Here is a 22,151-nt window from a genome sequence, read left to right on the forward strand (position 1 = left end):
TTGAACTTACTCGGCGCGGTAGTTTGGCGCTTCTTTTGTGATCTGCACGTCGTGCACGTGGCTCTCGCGGATACCGGCTGTGGTGATCTCGACAAACTCGGCCTTGTTCTTCATCTCTTCGATGGTGGCGCAGCCGCAGTAGCCCATGCTGGCGCGCAAGCCGCCCGACATCTGGTACACGATGGAGACCATCGAGCCCTTATACGGCACGCGGCCTTCAATGCCTTCGGGAACCAGCTTGTCGGCGTTGGGATTGCCGGTGGTGGACTCCTGGAAGTAGCGGTCGGCACTGCCCTGCTGCATGGCGCCGATGGAGCCCATGCCGCGGTAGCTCTTGTAGCTGCGGCCCTGGAACAGCACGATCTCGCCCGGCGCCTCTTCGGTACCCGCGAACATGCCACCCATCATCACCGTGCTCGCGCCCGCGGCAATAGCCTTGGCGATGTCGCCCGAATAGCGGATGCCGCCGTCGGCGATCAGCGGAATGCCGGTGCCCTGCAGCGCGGTGGCCACGTTGTCCACGGCCATGATCTGCGGCACGCCCACGCCGGCAACGATGCGCGTGGTGCAGATCGAACCGGGGCCAATGCCGACCTTGACGGCGTCCGCGCCGGCGTCCGCCAGCGCGCGCGCTGCGTCGCCGGTGGCAATGTTGCCGCCGATCACGTCGACCTGCGGATAGTTCTTCTTGACCCAGCGCACGCGCTCGATCACGCCGGCGCTGTGGCCGTGCGCGGTGTCGACCACGATGGCATCGACACCGGCCTTGACCAGCGCCTCGACGCGTTCTTCAGTGCCCGCACCCACACCCACCGCCGCGCCCACGCGCAGGCGGCCGCTCGGATCGCGCGCCGCATTGGGAAAGCTGGTCTGCTTGGTGATGTCCTTGACGGTGATCAGGCCCTTGAGCTCCCATGCACTGTTGATCACGAGCAGGCGTTCGAGCTTGTGCTTGTTGAGCAGCGCCTTGGCTTCGGCGAGCGTGGTGCCGTCGGGCACGGTGATGAGCTTTTCACGCGGCGTCATGATCTCGCTCACCGGCACGTCCAGGCGGCTCTCGAAGCGCAGGTCGCGCCCTGTGACGATGCCCACCACCCTGCCGCCGTCGAGCACCGGAAAGCCCGAGATGCCCAGCTCGTCGGACAGCTGCATGACCTGCAGCACCGTGTGCGTGGGCGTGATCACCACGGGGTCGCGCAGCACGCCGGACTCGTATCGCTTCACCTTGGCAACCTGCGCGGCCTGCTCGGCCGCGGTGAAGTTCTTGTGCACGATGCCGATGCCGCCTTCTTGCGCAATTGCGATCGCGAGGCGAGCCTCGGTCACGGTGTCCATCGCGGCGGAAACCAGCGGCAGATTGAGCGCGATGTTGCGGGAGAAACGGGTGGCGAGGGAGGTGTCCTTGGGCAGGACCTGGGAGAACGCTGGCACCAACAACACGTCGTCGAAGGTGAGCGCTTTGCCGAGAAGGCGCATGGGTGAAGCTCCAAAAGACGGATTGTAACGATGCCCGGTACTTACCCGACCCCGGAGGGGCTTCGGCCGATATCGGGCGCGGCCTGCGAGAGCGTCAAACGTCGCCAATTTCCAACTCGACGTCGTCGAAAGCGTGGGCCTTTCGTGTTGCAAAACGTAAGGCACAGCTAAACTCGCCGCATGAAATTCGCGCATTGGCTCGTACTGGGATGTGTTTGCCTGCTGCCGCTGTCGGCCAGCGCGCAATGGCAATGGATCGACAAGAGTGGCAAGAAGGTCTTCAGCGACCAGGCACCGCCGCCCGATATTCCCGAAAAGAACATCCTGCGCCGCGCGGGCTCGCCGCCGCCGGCCCGCACGGGCTTCAGCTCGGCTCCCGCCGACGGCGCCGCCTCCGACGAGGCAGGCGCACCCAAGGCCCGTGAAGCCGCCGCAGCGCCCAAGCCTCCGGCTGTCGACAAGGAGCTCGAGGAAAAGACCAAGAAGGCGCAGGCGGAAGAAAAGGCCAAGCAAGCCGCCGAGGCGGAGAAAAACGCCAAGATCAAGGCCGAGAACTGCGAACGCGCGCGCCAAGGCAAGGCCACGTTCGATAGCGGCATCCGCGTGGCCAAGGTCAACGCCAAGGGCGAGCGCGAGATCATGGACGACACCGCGCGTGCCGCCGAGCAGAAGCGCCTTCAGTCGATCATCCAAAGCGACTGCAAGTAGTCTCGAAGACTCAGTAGCCGGCCTTGCCGCCCTTGCGGCGGTTTGCAAAAAGGCCGGTACCGCGCGCGCCCTGCCGCTGGAAGCGCTCGCGGCGCGCCACCTTGGGATCGACGGCCAGGGGGCGGCAGAGCTCGACGCGGTCGCCATCCTTGAGCGGCTGGCCCCAGTCGGCTTCCCTGCCCCATATTCCTGGTGTCATCGATTGGTGCCAATCGAGCTGCGGAAATCGCAGCGCAAGATCGCTCGCCTCGACGGCATCGGTCACCGTGGCGCCGGTCGCCAGCCGCAGCACTTGCTCGAACACCTCGCGCGGCGCGGGCGAGCAGCTCAGCGTGACTTCGATCATCCTTCCTTGCCGTAGACCTGCTCGGCGCGCTTCACGAAGGCCTCGACCAGGCTGGAGGCCACGGTGTCGAACACCGGCCCCACCAGTGCCTGCAGCGCAAAGTTGCTGAAGCCGTAGCTCATGTGCAGCTCGACCCGGCAGGCCCGGTCGCCGGGCTCGCCCACGGGTGCGAACTTCCAGATGCCGTCGAGGTTGGAGAACGGCCCGTCGACCAGCTTGAGGTGCACTTCGCGCCCCGGCACATGGCTGTTGCGGGTAGTAAAGCTCTGGTGAAGGCCGGCAAAAGCCAGGCCGACTTCGGCGGTCATGCCGGCCTCGTCTTCCTCGATGACCCGGGCCTTGTCGCACCAGGGCAGGAACTGCGGATACTTCTCCACATCGGTGACGAGCGCATACATCTCTTCGGCGCTGTACCAGATGAGGACGGACTTGTTGACGGTTTTCATAGAATCGGGACAGCGTGCGCGACGGATTGTATTGAAGCCATGCGTCCCCATCTTTCCGAGCCATGGCCACCAAGAAACAAGATACCTCCTCCCGCATTGCCGACAACAAGAAGGCCGCGTACAACTATTTCTTCGAAGAACGCTTCGAAGCCGGCATCGTCCTCGAAGGCTGGGAAGTCAAGTCCCTGCGCGAAGGCAAGGTACAGCTAACCGACGGCTACGTGGTGATCCGCGACGGCGAGCTGTTCGTTGTCGGCCTGCAGATCAACCCGCTCAAGAGCGCATCGACCCACGTCAACCCTGACTCGGTCCGCACCAAGAAGTTGCTGCTGCACAAGGAAGAAATCCGCCGGCTGGTCGGCAAGGTTGAACAAAAGGGCTACACGCTGGTGCCGCTCAACCTGCATTGGAAGGCGGGCAAGGTCAAATGCGAAATTGCGCTCGCCAAGGGCAAGGCCGAGCACGACAAGCGCGACACCATCAAGGACCGCGAAGGCAAGCGCGAAGTCGAGCGCGCCATGAAGAGCCGCAGCCGCTAGTTTCTTTTTTTTGCTCGGCATGGAATAAAACGCCGCTCGCAGGCGTTTATGCGGTGTCACCGGACAGTCGGTGCGCCACAACCAGGAGTCTTCCATGTCGCCTTTTCGCATTCCTTCCGCCGGCATTGCCGCCGCGCTGCTTGGCAGCCTGCTCGCGCTTCCCGTTCTTGCCCAGCCCAAGGCGGCGGACGGCGCATTGGTCGGGCCGAACGGCATGACGCTCTACACCTTCGACAAAGATACCGCCGGCAGCGGCAAATCGGCATGCAACGGGGGCTGCGCAACCAACTGGCCGCCCTTCATGGCCACCGATGCCGACAAGCCAGCGGGCGACTTCACCATCGTTACGCGCGACGACGGCAAGAAGCAATGGGCCGCCAGGGGTTGGCCGCTCTACTACTGGGCCAAGGACACGAAGCCGGGCGACAAGACCGGCGACGGTGTCGGCGGCGCCTGGAAAACCGCCAAGCCCTGAGCCGCACGCGCCTCGCTCCTCATGAACGCCCGCCTGCTGGCCGAGCAGATCCCGAGTTTGCGCCGCTATGCGCGCGCACTCACGGGCAATGCCTGGGCGGCGGACGACCTGGTGCAGGACACCCTGGAGCGGGCCTGCAGCAAATGGCGCCTGTGGCTGGTGGGCAGCGACCTGCGCGCATGGCTGTTTTCGGTCATGCACAACATCTTTGCAAGCCAGTTGCGGCGCTCGCCGCCGCCGCACAGCGTCGTACCACTGGACGAGGCCGCACAGGAGCTGCACGGCGGCGTCGATCCGGGCCGGGACCTCGGCACCGGCCTGGACCTGCAGCGCTGCCTCATGCAATTGCCCGAGGAACAGCGGATCGTTCTGTTGCTGGTAACGCTGGAAGACTTCTCCTATGCGGAGGTGGCCAAGGTGCTCGGCATTCCGGCGGGCACCGTGATGTCTCGCCTGTCGCGCGCCCGCAACCGGTTGCGAGAGCTGATGGACGGCGCCTCCGCGCCGAATCGCCCCGGCCTGCGCCTCCTGAAGTGAAACCTGCCCTCAACCATGAACCGCCCCACCGCGCCCCCCACCGATGAAGAACTGCATGCGCTGGTCGACGGCCGACTCACGCCACAGCGCCGGGCCGAGGTCGAAGAAGCCGTGGCGCATGACCCTGCTGCTGCCGCACGAGTCGCAGCGTGGCGCCGCCAGCGCGAGGCGTTGCGGCGCCTGCATGGCGAACTCTTCGACGAGCCGATTCCCGCCGCATTGGCGGGCGCGCTCGATCGCGGCTTGCACCGGCAAGGCAGCTGGGTTCGATGGGGGGGCATGGCGGCCGGCGTGCTCGTCGCGTTTGCGGCCGGCTGGCTTGGCAACGCCCAGTGGGCGGTGCATGGCGCCACGCCCTTGGCCCAATTGGCCAAGGCACCTGCAACGCGCGAGTTCGTGCACGACGCGTCGATTGCGCATGCCGTCTATGCGCCCGAAAAGAGGCATCCCGTCGAGGTGGCCGCCACCGAGCAGCAGCATCTCGTCCAGTGGCTGTCCAAACGCCTGGACAGGCCACTCAAGGTGCCGGACCTGACGACGATGGGCTACACGCTGGTCGGCGGGCGCCTCCTGCCCGGAGAAAGCGGCGCGCGCGCCCAGTTCATGTTCGAGGACGGATCCGGCGAGCGTGTCACTCTCTACATCGGCATTCTCGACAGCCCGGCGCCCACCAGCACAGCCGCTTCGCGCGAAACGGCCTTCCGTTTTGCGTCGGAAGGGCCGGTGCCAAGCTTCTACTGGGTGGATCAGGGCTTCGGTTATGCCGTAGCCGGCAAGCTGCCGCGTGATGTTTTGCTGAAACTCGCGACGCTCGCCTACCGCGATTTGTCTTGAGGCCGGCATAAACTGCCCGGTCGCGCAACCAACTGGCTTTGTTTTCGCGATTTATCAACTGAAGGAGAAACTGCATGAAATTGCTCAGCGCCTCGATCCTCGCGGCGGCATTGCTCGCCGGCTGCGGCGGCATGTCCAACAAGACCGCCAGCGCACCCGACACACCCACCCGCACCGCTGACGGCGTGCTCGTCGGACCGAACGGCATGACGCTCTACACCTTCGCCCGCGATACGCCCGGCGCAGGCACCTCCGCCTGCAACGCCCAGTGCGCCGCCAACTGGCCGCCGCTCCCCGTGGCAGAAACCGCCAAGCCCATGGGCGGCTACACCATCATCATGCGCGAAGACGGCAAGAAGCAGTGGGCCTACAAGGGTTCTCCACTCTACTACTGGACGAAGGACAGCAAGCCGGGCGACAAGACCGGTGACGGCGTCCTGAATGGCGCCTGGAAGGTTGCCCGCCCCTGAGGGCGGCCATCTGCTGAATGCAAAAGGCCCCGGCGAAAGTCGGGGCCTTTTTCTTTTTTCGTATTCGCCTAGTGCGCGCTGGGCAGCACGCTGTTTGCCGCTGTGGTGCGCCGTCCGCGTAGCGCAAGCAGCTCGTTGAACACCAGCGCCCCGATGACCAGCGCGCCGCCGGTCAGCACACTGGGCGCAGGCGTTTCGCCGGCACCGAGCCAAGCCAATGCAATGCCGAAGATCACCTCGAGCAATGCAAGCAGGGCAACTTCGGGCGCCTTCAGCACCCGTGCGCAAAGCACTGAAAGCACGCACGGAATCGCCAGCTGGAACACGCCCAGGAAGGCAAGCAGGCCGAGGTCGCGCGCGTTCGCCTGAAAAGGCAGTGCAAAGGGCAGCGTGAACAGCGCGCTGAGCGCCGCGCCGATCAGCACCGCGGGAACCAGGTCGATGTCATGCCCCTTGGCATGCGCATGCTGAACCACCGTCCAGTTGGTGGCGCCGGCCAACGGTACGCAAAGCGCCACCAGCGTTCCGAGCAGAGATCCGCCCGCCGCCGCCCCGCCCTGCATCAGCTGCGTGCCGTACATCCAGGCAATGCCAAGCCCGGCCACCACAATGGCGAGCCAGGTTCGCAGCGGCAGCCGGTGGCCGATGAAAATGCGCGCAGCCAGCGCCGTGAACAACGGCCCGAGCGCCATGGTCACCAGCACGCTCGCGGTGGAAGCCAGCGTGAGCGCCACCATGAAGGCGGTGAACATCACCGTCCAGCAAACGCCTGAAATCCAGAGCGCGCGGCCGCCGCGCCGTATTTGCGAAAACACCGCCCGGCCCCGCCAAAGCGGCAAGATCACCAGCAGCGCAAGCAGCGTGAAGAGGCTGCGCCAGAAGGTGATCTCGAAACTGTGCGCCTGCGCAAGGTGCCGCGTGACAACGCCCGCCGTGGCCCACATCAGGGTCACGGCGACCATCATCCACACGGCCCCTCCGTGCGTCAGGCGCAGCATCGGTCGATGTCGGCGATCAGCTCGCCGTTTCGCGGCTGGCGCGCTTGCGGTCGCTTTCCTTCAGGAAACGCTTGCGCAGGCGCACGCTCTTGGGCGTGATTTCGACCAGTTCGTCGTCCTCGATGAACTCGACGCCGTATTCCAGCGTGAGGTCGATCGGGGGCGTGATCTTGATCGCATCTTCCTTGCCGCTCACGCGGAAGTTCGTCAGCTGCTTGGTGCGCGTGGCGTTCACCACCAGATCGTTGTCGCGGCTGTGGATGCCGACGATCATGCCTTCGTATACCGGATCGTTGGCCTTCACGAACATGCGGCCGCGGTCGTCCAGCTTGCCCAGGGCGTAGGTGAAGATTTCACCGTCGTCCATCGAGATCAGCACGCCGTTCTTGCGGCTGCCGATGTCGCCCTTGTGCGGTTCGTAGCTGTCGAAGATGTTGCTGATGAGGCCCGAGCCGCGCGTCAGGTTCAGGAACTCATTCGTGAAGCCGATCAGGCCGCGCGCCGGAATGCGGTATTCCAGGCGCACACGGCCGCGGCCGTCCGGTTCCATGTTCACCAGCTCGCCCTTGCGCTCGCCCAGTGCCTGCATCACGCCGCCCTGGTGCTGCTCTTCGATGTCGGCCGTCACCAGCTCGATGGGCTCGTGCTTCTCGCCGTTCACGGTGCGGAACACGACGCGCGGCTTCGACACGGCCATTTCGTAGCCTTCGCGGCGCATGTTTTCCAAGAGGATGGTCAGGTGCAGTTCACCGCGGCCCATCACTTCGAAAATGCCTTCTTCGTCGGTTTCGTTCACGCGCAGCGCAACGTTGTGCTGCAGTTCCTTCTGCAGGCGGTCCCAGATCTGGCGGCTGGTGACGAACTTGCCTTCGCGTCCGGCCAGCGGGCTGGTGTTCACGCAGAAGTTCATGGTCAGGGTCGGCTCGTCGACCTTGAGCATGGGCAGCGGCGCGGGCTTGTCCTTGTCGGTCACGGTGACGCCGATGCCGATGTCGGTGATGCCGTTGATCAGCACGATTTCGCCGGGGCCGGCTTCAGTCGATTGCACGCGGTCCAGGCCCTGGAAGGTCAGCACCTGGTTGACGCGGCCCTTGACGGTCTTGCCGTCCGGACCTTCCATGACCAGCACGTCGGTCATGGGCCGGAGCGTGCCCTGGCTGATGCGGCCCACGCCGATGCGGCCGACGAAGGTCGAGAAGTCGAGGGCGGAAATCTGCAGCTGCAGCGGCGCGTTCGGGTCACCCTTTTGCGACGGAACGTGCTTCAGGATGGTGTTGAACAGGGCCGACATGTCGGGGCCCCACTGTTCACCGGGTGCGCCTTCTTCCAGCGACGACCAGCCGTTGATGCCCGAGGCGTAGACCACGGGGAAGTCGAGCTGTTCGTCGGTTGCGCCGAGCTTGTCGAACAGGTCGAAGGCAGCGTTGACAACCTTGTCGGGGTTTGCGCCCGGCTTGTCGACCTTGTTCACGACCAGGATGGGCTTGAGGCCGAGAGCCAGGGCCTTCTTGGTCACGAAGCGAGTCTGGGGCATGGGGCCTTCTTGCGCATCGATGAGCAGCACCACGCCGTCGACCATGGAGAGCGCGCGCTCCACTTCACCGCCGAAGTCCGCGTGGCCGGGGGTGTCGACGATGTTGATGTGCGTGCCTTCCCAGGTCACGGCGCAGTTCTTGGCCAGGATGGTGATGCCACGTTCTTTTTCGATGGCGTTGTTGTCCATCACCGTGTCGACCACTTTCTCGTGCTCGGCAAAGGTGCCCGACTGGCGCAGCAGCTGGTCGACCATCGTGGTCTTGCCATGGTCCACGTGGGCAATGATGGCGATATTGCGGATTTGCTTGGTACTCATGGTGTCGCTTCGGTCTGTTGTGCGTTCAAAAGAATTTGCTGGATTTCGATGGGGTTCAGCAAGCGCCCCGGAATCAATTCGTTGGCCGTGATGTGGGCCGTTCCCAGGAAGGCCGGCGGTTCGATGCCGAACACAGCCACCTCGCCGGCATCGGCCCAGTCGCCGCGGCGGCGCAGGCCCGACAGAAAGCGTGCCGCATCTTCGTTGCCGAGCATGACGCGGCTGTGGCCGTCCACCAGGGATTCGGCAGGCAGGAGTTGTGCCAGGCGCTCTTCCTCGGCCATGGCCTCAAGCGCCTCGAGCGTGACGCATTGCGCCTCGCCGAAGCCGCCGGTTGCCGTGCGGCGCAGCGAAGTCAGGTGCGCGCCGCAACCCAGGGCCTCGCCGATGTCTTCGCCCAGGGTGCGAATGTAGGTGCCCTTGCTCACGGAAGCAACGATCCGCAGGGCGGTCTCGTCCGTTCGCGTGATGCTCAGCCGGTGAATGACCACGTCGCGTGGCGCGCGCTCTATTTCAATGCCTTCGCGCGCGTACTCGTACAGTGCCTTGCCGTCTTTCTTGAGCGCGCTGTGCATCGGCGGAACCTGGCGGATCGGGCCGGTGAACTGCGCCTCGACACGGGCCAGGTCTTCAGGCGTGACCTGCACCGGGCGCTCGGCAATGACCTCGCCCTCCGCGTCCGCGGTGGCGGTCTTCACGCCAAGGCGGGCCGTGGCCACATAGGTCTTGTCGGCATCGAGGTGGAGCTGGCTGAACTTGGTCGCTGCGCCAAAGCACAGGGGCAGCACGCCGGTGGCCAGCGGATCGAGCGTGCCGGTGTGGCCCGCTTTTTCGGCCCGCAGCAACCACTTGGCCTTTTGCAAGGCCTGGTTGCTGGAGAGTCCCAGCGGTTTGTCGAGCAACAACACCCCATGCACAGGGCGCCGCTGCACCCTTGTGCGTGGCGCGTTCATGGCTAGTCGTCTTTCGAACGCGAAGCGACGGCCTGCGCAATGAGCGCATTCATGTCGGCCGCACGCTCGGTGGTGCGGTCGAACAGGAAATGCAGCGTTGGCACGGTGTGGATGTGCAGGCGCTTGAACAGGCCGTTGCGCAGGAACCCCGCGGCCTGGTTCAGCGCTTCGGTTGTCTCGTCCACGTCGCCTGTGAGCACGCTGAAGAAAACCTTCGCATGCGCATAGTCGGGCGTGACCTCGACCGCCTGGATCGTGACCATGCCCACGCGCGGGTCTTTCAACTCGCGCGCGATCAGCTCCGTCAGATCGCGCTGGATCTGATCGGCAACCTTGAACGCGCGGTTGGGGGCGGCGGCTTTTCTTTTCGGCATGGACTCTCTCGCGTCGAACGCTTACAGCGTACGGGCGATTTCCTTGATTTCAAAGAACTCGAGCTGATCGCCCTCTTTGATGTCGTTGTAGTTCTTGAGCTTGATACCGCACTCGAAGCCTTCGCGCACTTCGCGGACGTCGTCCTTCATGCGCTTGATCGAGTCGACTTCGCCGGTGTAGATCACCACGTTGTCGCGCAGCAGGCGGAAATGAGCGCTGCGGTTGACCGAACCCGAGGTGATGTACGAACCCGCGACCGTGCCGATCTTCGAGGCCACGAACACCGTGCGGATTTCGGCCGAGCCGATGATTTCCTCGCGGCGCTCCGGTGCCAGCATGCCCGACATCGCAACCTTGATCTCGTCCACAGCGTCGTAAATGATGCTGTAGTAGTTCAGTTGCACGCCATTGCCTTCGGCCAGCTTGCGCGCACCGGCATCGGCACGCACGTTGAAGCCGATCACGATGGCCTTGGAGGCGATGGCGAGGTTGATGTCGCTTTCGCTGATGCCGCCGACGCCGGCGTACACGATCTGCACCTTGACCTCTTCGTTCGCCAGCTTGAGCAGCGACTGTGCCAGTGCTTCTTGCGAACCCTGAACGTCGGCCTTGATGATGATTCGCAGCGTCTGCACTTCGCCGGCCGAAAGGTCGGTGAACATGTTCTGCAGGTTCGCAGCCTGGGCCTTCGCCAGCTTGGTGTTGCGGAACTTGCCGGCGCGGTAGGTCGCGATTTCGCGCGCACGGCGCTCGTCGCTCATCACCATGAACTCGTCGCCCGCTTGCGGCACTTCGGTCAGGCCCTGGATCTCGACCGGGATCGACGGACCCGCGGTCTTGATGGTCCGGCCGTCTTCATCGAGCATGGCGCGCACGCGGCCATACGTCGAGCCGGCCAGCACCACGTCGCCGGTCTTGAGCGTGCCGGACTGAACCAGCACGGTAGCAACCGGGCCGCGGCCCTTGTCGAGCTGCGCTTCGATGACCAGGCCCTTGGCGGCGGCATCCACCGGCGCCTTGAGTTCCAGCACTTCAGCCTGCAGCAGCACCTGTTCGAGCAGGTCGTCGATGCCCTGGCCCGTCTTGGCGGACACCGGCACGAACGGCACGTCGCCGCCGTACTCTTCAGGCACGACTTCCTCGGCCACCAGTTCCTGCTTCACGCGGTCCGGGCTGGCGTCGGGCTTGTCGATCTTGTTGATGGCAACCACGATCGGCACACCAGCGGCTTTCGCGTGCTTGATGGCTTCCTTGGTCTGCGGCATGACGCCGTCGTCGGCCGCCACCACCAGGATGACGATGTCGGTGGCCTGCGCACCGCGGGCACGCATGGCCGTGAAGGCCTCGTGACCCGGGGTGTCGAGGAACGACACCATGCCGCGCTCGGTTTGCACGTGGTACGCACCAATGTGCTGCGTGATGCCGCCGGCCTCGCCCGCGGCAACCTTGGCGCGGCGGATGTAGTCCAGCAGCGAGGTCTTGCCGTGGTCGACGTGGCCCATGACGGTCACGACCGGCGCGCGCGGCAGGGCTTCGGCGGTTTGTGCGCCCACGTCCTCGTCGGTGAAGGCTTCCGGATCGTCCAAGGCGGCAACAACCGCGTTGTGGCCCATTTCCTCCACCAGGATCATGGCGGTGTCCTGGTCGAGCGACTGGTTGATGGTTGCCATCTGGCCCAGCTTCATGAGCTGCTTGATGACTTCCTGCGCCTTGACGGCCATCTTGTGCGCGAGCTCGGCCACCGTGATGGTTTCGGGCACGTGCACTTCGAGAATGCGTGCCTCGACCGGCGCGGCCTGCACATGCTCTTCGTGGCCTCCACGGTCGTTGCTGCCACGGCGGCCACGCGGGCCTCCGCGCCAGTTGCCGCGACCGACACCACCGCTGGCATCGCCGCGAGTCTTGATTTCTTTCTTCTTGGCAGGATCGCCAGCCCAGCTCGACGAGAGCTTGGCCGACTTGACTTCCTTGCCGGCACCGGCGGCGCCAGGCGCTGCGGGAGCTCCGGCTGCGGCGGGCGCACCGGGGCGAGCCGCGGGCGCGGCCGGCTTGTGCAGCGTGCCCTTGACCGCGGCCTTTTCGGGCTGCGGCTTCTCGGGCGCCTTGTGCGGCACCAGCACGCGGGCCGGTGCATTCATCATGGCGCGAATGGCTTCGGCTTCGGCGAGTGCCTTGCGGCGACGCTCGTCGAGGTCCTTGGCGCGAGCGGCTTCCTCGTCGGCACGGGCCTTCGATTCAGCTGCGGCCTTGGCCTTCGCGTCTTCCTTGGCTTGCGTGGCAGCGGTCTGGGCGGCCAGCTTGGTATCTGCGGCTTGCTGCTCAGCGGCAGCGGCTGCGGCGGCCGCAGGTGCTGCCACCGGCTTGGCCGCTTCCTTCGCGGGCGCGGCAGCGGCTTCGGCAGCAGCCTTCTTCTCGGCGGCGACGCGTGCGGCTTCTTGCTCGGCCTGTTCGGCGCGCTCGGCCTTTTCGGCCTGCTCGCGTTCGCGGGCTTCGGCTTCTTCGCGCAGGCGGCGCTTCTCGGCCAGCTCTTCTTCCTGGCGGCGGATCAGCTCGGCCTGGCGGCGCGCCTCTTCCTCGCGGCGAGCCAGTTCTGCCTCGTCGCTGCGGGGTGCGGCGGGTGCCGCGGCGGGCGCTTCAGCCACGGGCTGTGCTTCGGGCACGGCGGGGTGGCCGTCGTCGCGCTGGATGAAGGTGCGCTTCTTGCGCACTTCGACCTGGATGGTGCGGGCGCGGCCGGTGGCGTCGGCCTGCTTGATCTCGCTGGTCGACTTTTTCGTCAGCGTGATCTTCTTGCGCTCGGGCTCGGCGGTGCCGTGGCTGGCTTTGAGAAAGCCGAGCAGGCGCTGCTTGTCAGCCTCGGTGAGTGCATCGGTGGGTGCCGCTTTGGGCACGCCTGCGCTCTTGAGCTGGTCAAGCAAGGTTTCGGGAGTCTTCTTGAGCTCGTTCGCGAACTCGGCGACAGTGGTACTGGACATATTGGTTTCGTGCCTCCATGACCATCACTCTTGGCCGGCGAACCAGTGTTCGCGGGCTTTCAAGATGAGGGCTTTGGCGTCATCGGCGCTGTGGCCGGTGATCTCGGTGAGTTCATCGACCGCGAGGTCGGCGAGGTCGTCGCGGGTGTGCACACCCGCCTCGGCCAGCTTGGGAATCAGCTCGGGGTCCAGGCCTTCGAGGTCGCGCAGATTCTGCGAGACGGTCTCGACGCCCTCTTCCTTGGCGATTTCCATGGTCAACAGCGCATCCTTGGCGCGCGTGCGCAGCTCGTTGATGGTGTCTTCGTCGAACGCTTCGATCTCCAGCATTTCGGAGATCGGCACATAGGCCACTTCCTCGAGGCTGTTGAAGCCCTCGGAGATCAGGATGTCGGCGATTTCCTCGTCGACGTCGAGCTTTTCCATGAAGAGCTTGCGGCTGGCATCGGTCTCGACGGCCTGCTTCTGCGCAGACTCGTTGGCGTCCATGATGTTGATCTTCCAGCCGGTGAGGTCGGAAGCCAGGCGCACGTTCTGGCCGCCGCGGCCGATGGCGATGGCGAGGTTTTCCTCGTCGACCACCACGTCCATGGCATGCTTTTCCTCGTCGACCACGATCGACGACACGTTGGCCGGCGCCAGGGCGCCAATCACGAACTGGGCCGGGTCTTCGCTCCACAGCACGATGTCGACGCGCTCGCCGGCGAGCTCGTTGGTGACGGCGTTGACACGCGTGCCGCGCACACCGACGCAGGTGCCGATCGGGTCGACGCGCTTGTCGTGCGAGAGCACGGCGATCTTGGCGCGCGAACCCGGGTCGCGGGCGCAGCTCTTGATTTCGAGCAGGCCTTGTTCGATTTCAGGCACTTCCTGGCGGAACAGCTCGATCATGAACTCGGGTGCCGAGCGCGACAGGATGATCGGCGCGCCGCGCAGCGTCAGGTCGACTTCCATGATCATGGCCCGCACGCGGTCGCCGTTGCGCAGGTTTTCCTTGGAGATCATCTCGCTGCGGCGCAGGCGCCCTTCGACACGGCCAGCCTCCACGATGATGTCGCCCTTGTCCAGGCGCTTGACGGTGCCCACGAAGATCTTGTCGCCACGCGACATGAAGTCGTTGAGCAGCATCTCGCGTTCGGCGTCGCGGATCTTCTGCAGGATGACCTGCTTGGCCGCCATGGCGCCGATACGGCCGATGGGCACGGACTCAACCGCTTCCTCGATGTATTCGTCGACCTCGATGTCGGGCATTTCTTCCCGGGCCTCGAACAGGAGGATTTCCTGGTCGGGCAGCTGCAGGCCGGCCTCGTCCGGAACGACGTGCCAGCGGCGGAAGGTTTCATAGTCGCCGCTGTCGCGATCGACCGAGACGCGGATGTCCACATCGCCCTGGTGGAGCTTCTTGGTGGCCTGCGCCAGTGCGGACTCGACTGCGCCGAAAACAACGTCGCGCTCGACGTTCTTCTCGCGCGAGATCGCATCCACCAACATCAACATTTCGCGATTCATGCCACCACTCCTCTAGTCAGTCCGGAACATTCGTTCCGTCGTCAATATCCGAAAAACCCGGTTGGGTTTTGGCCTTGCGGCCCTTGAAATCCACAATTGGCGCGAGCCGCGCATCGCGCAGCTCGTCCAGCACGAAGCCGAGCGCATGCAGTGTTGCAGGCGCGCGCTTCTTGCTCACTTTTTGACCCGGCTTGGGCTCGGGCGCATCGCTCCAGACGATTTGCCAACCCGGGGCTCCGTCGGCCCCTTCAACGCGCTCCAGCGTGCCGCGAAACTTCTTGCGGGTGGCAGACACCTGCCCCGCCGCCGCGGCACCCATCGGCGCCTTGAGCGTGATGTCGATCACCTCGCCCACGAAACGCTCGAAATCCTGCTCATTGCGCAGCGGACGGTCAATACCCGGCGAGGAAACTTCGAGCCGCTTGTAATCGACACCATCGACCTCGAGCGCAAATTGCAGCTGCCGCGTTACCTTTTCGCAATCCTCGACGGTCACGAAAGGCTCGGGAATACCGGCAGCCACAGCTTCCGATGTGGGGGCCGCCCAAGGCAAATCAATCGTCACGCGCAGCAATCCCCCGGCCGAGCGTTCGATCTCGACCAGGTCATAGCCGAGTCCGGCTACGGTTTGTTCCACAATCTGCTGCAACGCCACGTGTTTGAAAACGCCTTGTAAAAATGCCTGTGCGAAATGCTTATGCGCGCCACCCGCCCGCCACGGATGCACGCATTGAAAATGCATAGACCAAAAAAAACGGGCGGTTGGTACCCGCCCGTTTGGTCGTGAGCCTCGAATTATATGCTATTCCTGTGATAAATGAAGTGGCTGGAGCGGCTCAAAACGCCTGTCGGCGCCGGGATTTGGACCAGACCAGCGCAAACAGCACCGAACCGAGCGCCAGCGCAGCGGCCGCCACCAGCAGCGGCAGCTGAAAAGAACCGGTTCGCTGCGCCAACGGCGCCGCAAACAGCGGGCCGATGATCTGCCCCACCCCATAGGAAGCCGTGGCGTAGCCGATCAGCCCGGCCGCGGCATTGCCACGCAAGCGGCGGGCATCTCGCATCGCAAAAAGCGTGATCGCCGTGAACGGCATGCCGAGCAGCAGGCTCCCCAGGGCAAAGCCCGTGATCGTCGGCCATGCGACCGACAGGACCACGCCCAGCGCCTGCAACGCATAGGCCACGGCCAGCAGCAACCGGTTGTCCCAGTGAACGGGCGCGCGCGCGCCGATCAGCGCGCCCGGAATGATGGCCAGCCCGAACAGCGGCCAGAAAAAGTCGGGCCACGGCGAGCCCGGCAGGGCTTGGCGGGCGATCACCGGCAGGAACGTGGCGGTGATGATGTAGCCGAAGCCGGCCAGGCCGTACAACGCAACCAGCCAGATGGCCTCGCTGCGCGCCGATGCCGAAGCAGCCGGCCTGGTCGCCGCAGCGGGCGCCGCCGCGGAACCGCCGGTTGCAGGCAAGTCGTCGTCATCAAAAATCCGCCAGATCAGCGCCACCAACACGACCGCGAGCACGCCCAGACCGATCCATCCTGCTTCCGAGCCCCATCGGCCCAACGCGCCGCCGAGCAGGCCCGTCATGGCAATGCCGATGCCCGGCCCCGTATAGATCACGCCAGCCAGTGCCGGGGAATTGGTTTCGGCCAATCGCCGCAGCCCCCACCCCGATGCGAAAACGAAAACCCAGGCGCTCATCACGCCGGCGGCCGTGCGCAGGATGCCCCAGCTGGTGAAGCTGTGGAGCACGCCCATGCCGATCAGCAGCACCGCCGTTGCGGCGAGGCCGCCGCGCACCATGCTCTTCGCCTTGATGCCGATGGCCGCGCAACTGACCGCGCCAAGAAAGTAACCCAGGTAATTGAGTGAAGCCAGCACGCCTCCGGCCTCGAGCTGGAGCTTTCCCTCGTGCAGCATGATCGGCAGCATGGGCGTGAAGGCGAAGCGCCCCAGCCCCATGGCCACAGCCAAAGTAACCATGCAGGCCAGCGCTGCGCGCCAGGCACCGCGCCGGTTTTGTCCGACTCCCGACATTTTTTTCTATTCCGTTGTTTATTCCAGCAGCGCCGCGGCCACCAGTTTCTTTGTATAGGGGTGCTCGGGCGCATCGAGCACGCGCTCGACCGGGCCGGTTTCGAGGATGGCACCGTCCTTCATCACGATGACCTGGTGCGCCATGGCGCGGATCACCTCGACGTCGTGCGTGATCAGCAAATAGCTCAGGCCCCGCTCGCGCTGCAGGCGCTGGAGCAAACCCAACACCTGCTTCTGGATCGTGACGTCGAGCGCGCTGGTGGGCTCGTCGAGCACCAGCAATTGCGGATCGACGATCAATGCCCGCGCAATTGCGAGCCGCTGGCGCTGCCCACCAGAAAACTCGTGCGGATAGCGGTCGAGCAGCGACGGGAACTGCGCCTCGCTCAGCCCCACGTCGGCCAGCGCCGCCAGTGCGCGCGCCCGGCGCTGCTCGGTGCCGAGTTCGGGCGCGTGCACGCGCAGCCCCTCCCCCACGATCTGCTCGACCGTCATGCGTGGCGAAAGCGAAGAAAACGGGTCCTGGAAAACCACCTGCATGACCCGGCGCAGGGCCAGGTCCGACGTGCGGTCGACCGCCCACCCCCTGCCGTCCACCTTCAGCGCGCCGCGGTACTTCAATAAGCCGAGCGCGGCGAGCGCCAGCGTCGACTTGCCCGACCCCGATTCGCCGACCACCCCCAGCGTTTCGCCGGGCGCGATGCGGAAGTCGGCGTTCTCCACCGCGATGAATTCACCCTTGCGGAACCAGCCAGCGATGCCGGGCCTGGACACCGGATAGCTCACCCGCAGCCTGGTGGCCTCGAGCACCGGCTGCGCACCAGCGCCCACAGCCACCGCGGAGACGTCGCGTTCCGGATGGCTGTCGATCAGCTTGCGCGTGTAGGCATGCTGCGGTGCTTCGAACACGGTGGCGACAGCGCCGTGCTCGACGATGCGGCCGTTTTCCATCACCGCGACACGGTCGGCAAACCGGCGCACCAGATTGAGGTCGTGCGTGATCAACAGCACGGCCATGCCGTGCTTGCGCTGCAGGTCGGCAAGCAAGTCGAGAATTTGTGCACGCACCGTCACGTCGAGCGCAGTGGTCGGTTCGTCCGCCAGCAGCAGGCGCGGCTTGCAGGCGAGCGCCATCGCAATCATGGCGCGCTGGCGCTGGCCGCCCGAAAGCTGGTGCGGAAACGCCCTCGCCCGGCGTTCCGGCTCGGGAATTCCGGTGTCGGCAAGCAACTGGACGGCAGCCGCCTGCGCCGCGCGCGCGGAAAGTCCTTCGTGCAGTTCGAGCACCTCGGCAATCTGGTCGCCCACGCTGTAGAGCGCATTGAGCGCCGTCATCGGCTCCTGGAAGATCATCGCGATCTCCTTGCCGCGAATGCCGCGCAGTTCCCGCTCCGGAATCGACAGCAGGTCGCGCGCGTTCGAGCCGTCCCTCGCGCCGGACAGCTTTGCGGAGCCGGTCACTTCGGCATTCTGAGCCAGCCGCAGCAGCGACAGGGCCGTGACGGTCTTGCCCGAGCCCGACTCACCGACAAGCGCGAGCTTTTCGCCGGCGGCAATGCGGAAATCAACGCCGTGCACCACGCTCTTGCCGCCAAAGGCGACGCGCAGGCCCTTTACATCCAACAATGGCTGAGAAGAAGTCACGTCGCTCATTTGTCGGCCTTCCGTGGATCGAGCGCGTCGCGCAGCGCGTCGCCCATGAAGGTCAGCAGCATCAGCGTGACGACCAGCACACCGAACGTGGAAAGCGAAATCCACCAGGCATCGATGTTGGCCTTGCCCTGGCTCAGCAGTTCGCCGAGCGACGGCGTGCCCGGCGGCACGCCAAGCCCAAGAAAGTCGAGCGAGGTCAGCGCCAGGATGGCCGCGCTCATGCGAAACGGCAGGAAGGTGACAACCGGCACCATGCTGTTGGGAAGGATGTGGCGCCACATGATCTGCAGGTTGCCCACGCCAAGGGCGCGCGCGGCGCGCACGTAGTCCATCTGGCGGTTGCGCAGGAATTCGGCGCGCACGTAGTCGGCCAGGCCCATCCATCCGAAAAGGCTCAGCAAGATCAGCAACAACGCCACGCTTGGCGCGAAGATCGCGCTGAAGATGATTAGCAGGTACAACTCGGGCATCGAGCTCCATATCTCGATGAAACGCTGGAACGCGAGGTCGACCTTTCCGGCGAAATAGCCCTGCACCGCACCCGCGATCACGCCAAGCACCGTGCCGATGGCGGTGAGCGCCAGGCCGAACAGCACGCTGACGCGAAAACCGTAGATCAGCTGCGCCAGCAGGTCGCGCCCGCGGTCGTCCGTGCCAAAGAAGTTATCGCCTGTGGGAGCCGCCGGACTCGGCGCCTTGGCGAAGTAGTTCAGCGTCTTCGGCCCGTAGGGATTGGGCGCGTAAATCGCCCAGTTGCCACCTTGCGTGATGCGCTCGCGAATGAAGGGATCGAGGTAGTCGGCCGGTGTCTCGAAATCGCCGCCGAACGTTTTCTCGGAGTAGTCGCGCAGCACCGGGAAATAGGTGCGCCCCTCATAGCGCAGAACCAGCGGCTTGTCGGTCGACAGCACTTCGGCAAACAGGCTCAGCACCACCATCGCGGCGAAGATCACCAGGCTCCAATAGCCAAGGCGGTTGCGCTTGAAGCGTATCCACGCACGGCGGCCGGGAGAAGCATGCGCGGAGGTATTCGGCACGGCGTTGGCGTTCAGGCCGGCCGGCACCGCGGCGGAAATCGCGCTCTCAGTCGAATTTGACACGCGGGTCCACCCAGACATAACAGAGATCGGAAATCAGCTTGGTCACCAGGCCGATCAGCGTGAAGAGGTACAGGGTGCCGAGCACCACCGGGTAGTCGCGCCGAATCACGCTCTCATAGCCGAGCAAGCCCAACCCATCGAGAGAGAACAGCGTTTCGATGAGCAGCGAGCCCGCGAAGAATGCGCCGATGAAGGCTGATGGCAGGCCCGTGATGATCGGGATGAGCGCATTGCGGAACACATGCTTCCACAGCACCTGCCGCTCACCCAGCCCTTTGGCGCGGGCGGTGAGAACGTATTGCTTGCGAATTTCTTCGAGAAAAGCGTTCTTGGTGAGCATGGCCGTTACCGCAAAGCTGCCGAGCACCATGGCGGTGACGGGCAGCGTGATGTGCCAGAGGTAGTCGACGATGCGGGCGCCCCAGCTCAGCTCATCCCAGTTGGACGAGGTCAATCCTCGCAATGGAAACCACTGAAGCTGGCCGCCGAAGATCACCAGCAGCGCCACCCCCAGCACAAAGCCGGGAATGGCATAGCCGATGAGCACGATGAGCGTGCTGATCAGATCGAAGCGCGTCCCCGCCTTGACCGCCTTGGCGACGCCCAACGGCACCGCGACGCCGTAGCTGATGAAAAACGTCCATAGGCCGAGGCTGATGGATACCGGCAGCTTCTCGAGAATCAGCGTCCACACATCCTTGTTCTGGAAGAAGCTCCTGCCTAGATCGAAGCGGGCGAATTGGCCGAGCATCTGCCAGAGGCGTTCGTGCGGCGGCTTGTCGAAGCCGTAGAGCGCCTTGATCTGTTCGAGCCGTTTCGGATCGACGCCCTGGTTGCCCCGGTAGGAACCGCCGCCCGATTCGAAACCGCCCCCGCCGCCGGCACCCGCTGTTTTTGCCTCGGCCAGGTATTGCTCTACCGGCCCACCCGGCACGAACTGGATCACCAGGAAAGTGACCAGCAAGACGCCCAGCAGCGTGGGAATGAACAGCAAGAGCCGCTTGAGTACATAGGAGAGCACGGTTCGTTTCCTTCTCTTCTATTGTTTCTGCGGCTTGGCCCACCAGGTTCCCATGACCCAGGCTTCGGCACCGGCATACGGCGGCATGGGCGCCTTGAACGCCAGCCGCCGGTCGTCGTAGGCGACCCGGTGCGAGGTCAGCGTCCATTGGGGAATCAGGTAGTGGCTGTGCATGACCACCCGGTCCAGTGCGCGGCACGCGGGCAGAAGCTCGGCCTTGCTGTCTGCTTCCACGATTTTCTTCAGCAGCGCGTCGACCGCGGGCGTGGACACGCCCATGTAGTTGCCCGAGCTCTCCGTCTTTGCGGCCTTGCTGCCGAAGATTTCGAGAAGTTGCTGGCCCGGGTTGTTGGTGCCCGGAAAGTTGATCGTGGTGATGTCGAACTCGAACCGGTCGAGGCGCTCCTGGTAGAGCGCGAAGTCGACCGGCGCGAAGTTCAGCGAGATGCCGAGCTTTTCGAGGTTGCGCATCCATGGCGACACCGTGCGCACGCCGCCTTCCTTGCTGTCCAGGTATTCCAGCGTCATTGCCTCGCCCTTGGCGTTGCGCAGTGCGCCGTCCCGGTACTCCCAGCCGGCGGTTTTCAGCAGGTCGCGGGCGCGTCGAAGGTTGTTGCGCAGCGACTGGCCGGCGCCTTCCGTGGTGGGCGGGGCATACATCGGGCCGAAGCTCGCCTCGGGAATCTTGCCTCGCCACGGTTCGAGCAGCGCCCTCTCTTCCGCGGAGGGCAAGCCCTGGGCCTCGCAATCGGTGTTGCCGAACAGGTCCTTCACGCGTGGATAGCCGTTGTAGAACATCTGGCGGTTCATCCACTCATAGTCCAGCGCCAGGCCCAGCGCCTCCCGCACACGCGGATCGCTCAGCTTGTCGCGGCGGCTGTTCAGCACGAAGCTCTGGAACCCGGAAGGCTTCTTGTGCGGAAACTCCCGCTTGATGAGCTCACCGGAGTCGAAGCGCTTGCCCGTGACCCGGCGCGCCCAGTCGCCCGCCGAATAGAAGCTCATCATGTCGAATTCCCCGGCCTTCAACGCCTCCAAGCGGGCCGTGTTGTCCTTGTAGATCTTGATGGTGATGCGGTCGAAGTTCTGCGCGCCGCGGTTCACCGCCAGATTGCGCCCCCAGTAATTGGGATCGCGCACATAGGTGATGTCCTTGCCGAAGCGTACGGGTCCGATCTTGTAGGCCCCGCTGCCTATCGGGGTGTCCATCACCACCTGGTCGAAAGGCTTGGCCTTGCCGTTCTCCACGCCCCAAGCACGGCTGAAGACCGGCAGGCCGCCCACGATCAAAGGCAGCTCTCGGTTCGGCGTCTTGAAGCGGAAGCGGATGGTGCGGGCGTCAAGCACGTCGGCGCCCTCCACCTCCTGCAGCATGGTCTTGTATCCCGGCGAGGTGAACGGGCCGATCAGCGTGTCGTAGCTGTGCTTCACATCGGCGGCTTCCACGGGCATGCCGTTGTGAAAGCGGGCCTCCGGACGCAGCCGGAACGTGACGCTGCGACGGTCCGGCGCAACCGAGACGTCTTCGGCCAGCAGGCCGTAGCCCGAGGCGGTTTCGTCCATCGATCCGGTCAGCAGCGAGTCGAACAGCAGGCCATCCAGGTAGGCCGGCGGCGCACCCTTGATGGTGAAGGGGTTGTACTTGTCGAAAGTCGAATAGCGCTGGTTGCTCACGAGCCGGAGCTCGCCGCCCTTGGGTGCATCGGGGTTGACGTAGTCGAACGACTGGAAGCCGGGCGCGTATTTCAGGTCATCCCAAAGTGCATATCCGTGCGCCCCCCATGCGGGAACCGCGCACAACGCCAATAACCAAGCCCAGGTAAACCGCATGCGAGAATTCTGCCCAAG

The 22,151-nt window shown here is 64.8% G+C and carries 21 protein-coding genes; 6 read left to right on the plus strand and 15 right to left on the minus strand.

The annotated features are described in order from the left end of the window. Nucleotides 1-6: 6 nt before the first annotated feature. Nucleotides 7-1,476: an IMP dehydrogenase gene (guaB, locus tag GOQ09_RS14150; protein WP_157613976.1), complete on the minus strand. Its 1,470-nt coding sequence runs from the start codon at nucleotides 1,474-1,476 to the stop codon at nucleotides 7-9. A gap of 180 nt (nucleotides 1,477-1,656) precedes the next feature. Between guaB and GOQ09_RS14155 the strand changes: the two genes are divergently transcribed. Then, nucleotides 1,657-2,184, plus strand: a complete 528-nt coding sequence (locus GOQ09_RS14155) for a DUF4124 domain-containing protein (protein WP_157613977.1) — start codon at nucleotides 1,657-1,659, stop codon at nucleotides 2,182-2,184. Between the two features lie 10 nt (nucleotides 2,185-2,194). On the opposite strand, the gene GOQ09_RS14160 is transcribed toward GOQ09_RS14155, so the two are convergent. After that, on the minus strand, nucleotides 2,195-2,530 hold the full coding sequence (locus tag GOQ09_RS14160; RefSeq protein ID WP_157613978.1) for an RnfH family protein: 336 nt from the start codon (nucleotides 2,528-2,530) through the stop codon (nucleotides 2,195-2,197). Then, on the minus strand, nucleotides 2,527-2,976 hold the full coding sequence (locus GOQ09_RS14165; RefSeq protein ID WP_126745891.1) for a type II toxin-antitoxin system RatA family toxin: 450 nt from the start codon (nucleotides 2,974-2,976) through the stop codon (nucleotides 2,527-2,529). The genes GOQ09_RS14160 and GOQ09_RS14165 overlap by 4 nt, the downstream gene beginning before the upstream one ends. Nucleotides 2,977-3,038: 62 nt before the next feature. Here GOQ09_RS14165 and smpB point away from each other — a divergent pair, with 62 nt between their 5' ends. The 5 genes from smpB to GOQ09_RS14190 all read left to right on the plus strand — a co-directional run bounded on the left by smpB (nucleotide 3,039) and on the right by GOQ09_RS14190 (nucleotide 5,831). Continuing rightward, entirely contained in the window at nucleotides 3,039-3,515 is a 477-nt protein-coding gene (gene smpB, locus GOQ09_RS14170) for an SsrA-binding protein SmpB (protein WP_157613979.1), read from the plus strand. A 94-nt stretch (nucleotides 3,516-3,609) separates the two neighbouring features. Continuing rightward, nucleotides 3,610-3,990: a COG4315 family predicted lipoprotein gene (locus GOQ09_RS14175; RefSeq protein ID WP_157613980.1), complete on the plus strand. Its 381-nt coding sequence runs from the start codon at nucleotides 3,610-3,612 to the stop codon at nucleotides 3,988-3,990. A 21-nt stretch (nucleotides 3,991-4,011) separates the two neighbouring features. Next, complete coding sequence (locus GOQ09_RS14180; RefSeq protein WP_157613981.1) at nucleotides 4,012-4,527, plus strand: sigma-70 family RNA polymerase sigma factor; 516 nt, start codon at nucleotides 4,012-4,014, stop codon at nucleotides 4,525-4,527. A 15-nt stretch (nucleotides 4,528-4,542) separates the two neighbouring features. Continuing rightward, nucleotides 4,543-5,361 carry an anti-sigma factor family protein gene (locus GOQ09_RS14185; RefSeq protein ID WP_157613982.1) on the plus strand — a complete coding sequence of 273 codons (819 nt, stop codon included), beginning with the start codon at nucleotides 4,543-4,545 and terminating at the stop codon, nucleotides 5,359-5,361. 74 nt (nucleotides 5,362-5,435) lie between these two features. After that, the gene (locus tag GOQ09_RS14190) at nucleotides 5,436-5,831 is read left to right on the plus strand and encodes a COG4315 family predicted lipoprotein (protein ID WP_157613983.1); all 396 of its coding nucleotides are present in this window, start codon (nucleotides 5,436-5,438) and stop codon (nucleotides 5,829-5,831) included. A gap of 68 nt (nucleotides 5,832-5,899) precedes the next feature. Here the strand turns inward: GOQ09_RS14190 and GOQ09_RS14195 are convergent, their stop codons facing one another. The 12 genes from GOQ09_RS14195 to GOQ09_RS14250 form a co-directional block, all read right to left on the minus strand. After that, complete coding sequence (locus GOQ09_RS14195; protein ID WP_165442086.1) at nucleotides 5,900-6,829, minus strand: DMT family transporter; 930 nt, start codon at nucleotides 6,827-6,829, stop codon at nucleotides 5,900-5,902. Between the two features lie 16 nt (nucleotides 6,830-6,845). Next, on the minus strand, nucleotides 6,846-8,681 hold the full coding sequence (gene typA, locus GOQ09_RS14200) for a translational GTPase TypA (protein WP_028258722.1): 1,836 nt from the start codon (nucleotides 8,679-8,681) through the stop codon (nucleotides 6,846-6,848). After that, nucleotides 8,678-9,634, minus strand: coding sequence for a tRNA pseudouridine(55) synthase TruB (gene truB, locus GOQ09_RS14205; protein WP_157613984.1), 957 nt, complete (start codon nucleotides 9,632-9,634; stop codon nucleotides 8,678-8,680). Before truB ends, typA begins: the two co-directional genes overlap by 4 nt. 2 nt (nucleotides 9,635-9,636) lie before the next feature. After that, complete coding sequence (rbfA, locus tag GOQ09_RS14210) at nucleotides 9,637-10,008, minus strand: 30S ribosome-binding factor RbfA (protein ID WP_126745896.1); 372 nt, start codon at nucleotides 10,006-10,008, stop codon at nucleotides 9,637-9,639. 21 nt (nucleotides 10,009-10,029) lie between these two features. Next, on the minus strand, nucleotides 10,030-12,984 hold the full coding sequence (gene infB / locus GOQ09_RS14215) for a translation initiation factor IF-2 (protein ID WP_157613985.1): 2,955 nt from the start codon (nucleotides 12,982-12,984) through the stop codon (nucleotides 10,030-10,032). Nucleotides 12,985-13,008: 24 nt separating this feature from the next. Next, nucleotides 13,009-14,493, minus strand: coding sequence for a transcription termination factor NusA (gene nusA, locus GOQ09_RS14220; protein WP_126745899.1), 1,485 nt, complete (start codon nucleotides 14,491-14,493; stop codon nucleotides 13,009-13,011). A gap of 16 nt (nucleotides 14,494-14,509) precedes the next feature. Continuing rightward, a complete protein-coding gene (rimP, locus tag GOQ09_RS14225) occupies nucleotides 14,510-15,148 on the minus strand; it encodes a ribosome maturation factor RimP (RefSeq protein ID WP_157616715.1) in 639 nt (212 codons plus the stop codon). Between the two features lie 181 nt (nucleotides 15,149-15,329). Beyond that, the gene (locus GOQ09_RS14230) at nucleotides 15,330-16,529 is read right to left on the minus strand and encodes a YbfB/YjiJ family MFS transporter (RefSeq protein ID WP_157613986.1); all 1,200 of its coding nucleotides are present in this window, start codon (nucleotides 16,527-16,529) and stop codon (nucleotides 15,330-15,332) included. 18 nt (nucleotides 16,530-16,547) lie between these two features. Then, on the minus strand, nucleotides 16,548-18,182 hold the full coding sequence (locus GOQ09_RS14235) for an ABC transporter ATP-binding protein (RefSeq protein ID WP_157613987.1): 1,635 nt from the start codon (nucleotides 18,180-18,182) through the stop codon (nucleotides 16,548-16,550). Further along, nucleotides 18,179-19,300, minus strand: coding sequence for an ABC transporter permease (locus GOQ09_RS14240; protein ID WP_431769274.1), 1,122 nt, complete (start codon nucleotides 19,298-19,300; stop codon nucleotides 18,179-18,181). Before GOQ09_RS14240 ends, GOQ09_RS14235 begins: the two co-directional genes overlap by 4 nt. Beyond that, on the minus strand, nucleotides 19,266-20,303 hold the full coding sequence (locus tag GOQ09_RS14245; RefSeq protein WP_157613988.1) for a microcin C ABC transporter permease YejB: 1,038 nt from the start codon (nucleotides 20,301-20,303) through the stop codon (nucleotides 19,266-19,268). The genes GOQ09_RS14240 and GOQ09_RS14245 overlap by 35 nt, the downstream gene beginning before the upstream one ends. Nucleotides 20,304-20,321: 18 nt before the next feature. Beyond that, a complete protein-coding gene (locus tag GOQ09_RS14250) occupies nucleotides 20,322-22,133 on the minus strand; it encodes an extracellular solute-binding protein (protein WP_157613989.1) in 1,812 nt (603 codons plus the stop codon). Nucleotides 22,134-22,151 lie beyond the last annotated feature (18 nt).

Origin of the sequence: Variovorax paradoxus (genome assembly GCF_009755665.1) — a bacterium.
In the GTDB taxonomy this organism is placed as follows: Bacteria; Pseudomonadota; Gammaproteobacteria; order Burkholderiales; family Burkholderiaceae_C; genus Variovorax; species Variovorax paradoxus_G.

What these genes read in the sequence shown, in the direction of transcription:
- guaB (WP_157613976.1), bottom strand. Translation starts at nt 1,476, where the DNA reads ATGCGCCTTCTCGGCAAAGCGCTCACCTTCGACGACGTGTTGTTGGTG.
- GOQ09_RS14155 (WP_157613977.1), top strand. Translation starts at nt 1,657, where the DNA reads ATGAAATTCGCGCATTGGCTCGTACTGGGATGTGTTTGCCTGCTGCCG.
- GOQ09_RS14160 (WP_157613978.1), bottom strand. Translation starts at nt 2,530, where the DNA reads ATGATCGAAGTCACGCTGAGCTGCTCGCCCGCGCCGCGCGAGGTGTTC.
- GOQ09_RS14165 (WP_126745891.1), bottom strand. Translation starts at nt 2,976, where the DNA reads ATGAAAACCGTCAACAAGTCCGTCCTCATCTGGTACAGCGCCGAAGAG.
- smpB (WP_157613979.1), top strand. Translation starts at nt 3,039, where the DNA reads ATGGCCACCAAGAAACAAGATACCTCCTCCCGCATTGCCGACAACAAG.
- GOQ09_RS14175 (WP_157613980.1), top strand. Translation starts at nt 3,610, where the DNA reads ATGTCGCCTTTTCGCATTCCTTCCGCCGGCATTGCCGCCGCGCTGCTT.
- GOQ09_RS14180 (WP_157613981.1), top strand. Translation starts at nt 4,012, where the DNA reads ATGAACGCCCGCCTGCTGGCCGAGCAGATCCCGAGTTTGCGCCGCTAT.
- GOQ09_RS14185 (WP_157613982.1), top strand. Translation starts at nt 4,543, where the DNA reads ATGAACCGCCCCACCGCGCCCCCCACCGATGAAGAACTGCATGCGCTG.
- GOQ09_RS14190 (WP_157613983.1), top strand. Translation starts at nt 5,436, where the DNA reads ATGAAATTGCTCAGCGCCTCGATCCTCGCGGCGGCATTGCTCGCCGGC.
- GOQ09_RS14195 (WP_165442086.1), bottom strand. Translation starts at nt 6,829, where the DNA reads ATGCTGCGCCTGACGCACGGAGGGGCCGTGTGGATGATGGTCGCCGTG.
- typA (WP_028258722.1), bottom strand. Translation starts at nt 8,681, where the DNA reads ATGAGTACCAAGCAAATCCGCAATATCGCCATCATTGCCCACGTGGAC.
- truB (WP_157613984.1), bottom strand. Translation starts at nt 9,634, where the DNA reads ATGAACGCGCCACGCACAAGGGTGCAGCGGCGCCCTGTGCATGGGGTG.
- rbfA (WP_126745896.1), bottom strand. Translation starts at nt 10,008, where the DNA reads ATGCCGAAAAGAAAAGCCGCCGCCCCCAACCGCGCGTTCAAGGTTGCC.
- infB (WP_157613985.1), bottom strand. Translation starts at nt 12,984, where the DNA reads ATGTCCAGTACCACTGTCGCCGAGTTCGCGAACGAGCTCAAGAAGACT.
- nusA (WP_126745899.1), bottom strand. Translation starts at nt 14,493, where the DNA reads ATGAATCGCGAAATGTTGATGTTGGTGGATGCGATCTCGCGCGAGAAG.
- GOQ09_RS14230 (WP_157613986.1), bottom strand. Translation starts at nt 16,529, where the DNA reads ATGTCGGGAGTCGGACAAAACCGGCGCGGTGCCTGGCGCGCAGCGCTG.
- GOQ09_RS14235 (WP_157613987.1), bottom strand. Translation starts at nt 18,182, where the DNA reads ATGAGCGACGTGACTTCTTCTCAGCCATTGTTGGATGTAAAGGGCCTG.
- GOQ09_RS14240 (WP_431769274.1), bottom strand. Translation starts at nt 19,300, where the DNA reads ATGTCTGGGTGGACCCGCGTGTCAAATTCGACTGAGAGCGCGATTTCC.
- GOQ09_RS14250 (WP_157613989.1), bottom strand. Translation starts at nt 22,133, where the DNA reads ATGCGGTTTACCTGGGCTTGGTTATTGGCGTTGTGCGCGGTTCCCGCA.